Source organism: uncultured Sphingorhabdus sp., from assembly GCF_937872355.1.
Lineage (GTDB): Bacteria > Pseudomonadota > Alphaproteobacteria > Sphingomonadales > Sphingomonadaceae > Sphingorhabdus_B.
The window spans coordinates 1-1,176 of record NZ_CALMSV010000252.1 but is presented as its reverse complement, the minus strand read 5'-3'; the positions used below and the strand labels follow the sequence as shown (position 1 = coordinate 1,176).

The following is a 1,176-nucleotide window of genomic DNA, read 5'->3' as shown; positions in this document are numbered from 1 at the left end:
ATTTTGCTTGCGCCAAAATATTCGCTCTCCGATTTCGGTGGTGGACACATATCATGGATGAGTGAGCGAGCGAGTTTTATCTGTCGCCATGCCGGAATGACCTTGTGCTGCGCATTTGTTGGCTTGGATTTCGTTAGTGTTGATGTGCCCCTTGTGTTAGACAACGCCATCGATGATGGCCGGATATCGGGCCCTTTGCCTTGGCGACAGCCGAGCGCAGTCTCAAAATATCACCATGAATCGAACCAGCCGACCCGCGCGCAACGCGGGCGTGCTGGCGTGCGCACGTAGACATAGACAGGAAATCTCATGATCACTGGTACCGTAAAGTTCTACAATGACCAGAAGGGCTACGGCTTCATCGCGCCCGACAACGGTGAAAGCGATGTATTCGTTCATGCTTCTGCACTGGAGCGGGCCGGCATGAGCGGGCTCAATCAGGGCCAGAAGGTCTCCTTCGACACCGCGCGCGACAGCCGCTCCGGCAAGGTCGCGGTCAACACGATCCAGCCCGCCTAACGGCAATGCTGCGGGGCAGGCGCCGTTCAAGCACCTGTCCCGTTGGCCGTTCCCGACGGTCGGCTGAACGACGCGTAGCCGACGTGAGTGAATCTCGGCCGTCAGGCATGCGACGCCAGCTGGAGTCGCCGCAACCGTGAGGTGCTCGTGAAGTTTCGCGTAGGTTACGAGTTCCGCTATAATTTCCCGCAGCCCACGCCTTGCATCCTGGCTCTCTGCATTCATCACACGAGATCCGCGGACCTGGAACAGCCTGATAGTCCCCGCATCGAGCCTTCAGCGAGCATCTCCGGTTATCGCGACGCCTTTGGCAATTGGTGCACCCGGCTGGTGGCCCCATCCGGTCGAGTTCGCATCCACTGCGACTCGATTGTCCGAGATAGCGGAGAGGCAGACCGAACGGCACCAGAAGCCGGACAGGTTGCGGTCGAGCGGCTCCCGGACGACGCTCTGATATTCCTGCTGCCCAGCCGTTTCTGCGAGACCGAGAAATTGCTCGATCGCTCGTGGGAACTGTTCGGCAAGGCAAGACCAGGGTGGGATCGGGTCAAAGCGATTTGCGATTTCGTCCACGATCATATTGTGTTCAGCTATCGGGATGCGCGCGCGACGCGCACGGCAACCGAAGCTCCCGACGAGAAGGTCGGCGTCTGTCGC

At 59.4% G+C, this 1,176-nt stretch carries 2 protein-coding genes; one reads left to right on the top strand and one right to left on the bottom strand.

Annotated elements, in window-relative coordinates; all coding sequences use genetic code 11:
- Positions 1-309: 309 nt before the first annotated feature.
- A complete protein-coding gene (locus Q0239_RS16090) occupies positions 310-519 on the top strand; it encodes a cold-shock protein (RefSeq protein ID WP_298604762.1) in 210 nt (69 codons plus the stop codon).
- A gap of 276 nt (positions 520-795) precedes the next feature.
- Here the strand turns inward: Q0239_RS16090 and Q0239_RS16085 are convergent.
- Positions 796-1,176: hypothetical protein (locus Q0239_RS16085; RefSeq protein ID WP_298604759.1), on the bottom strand; the 381-nt coding region annotated here is incomplete at its 5' end.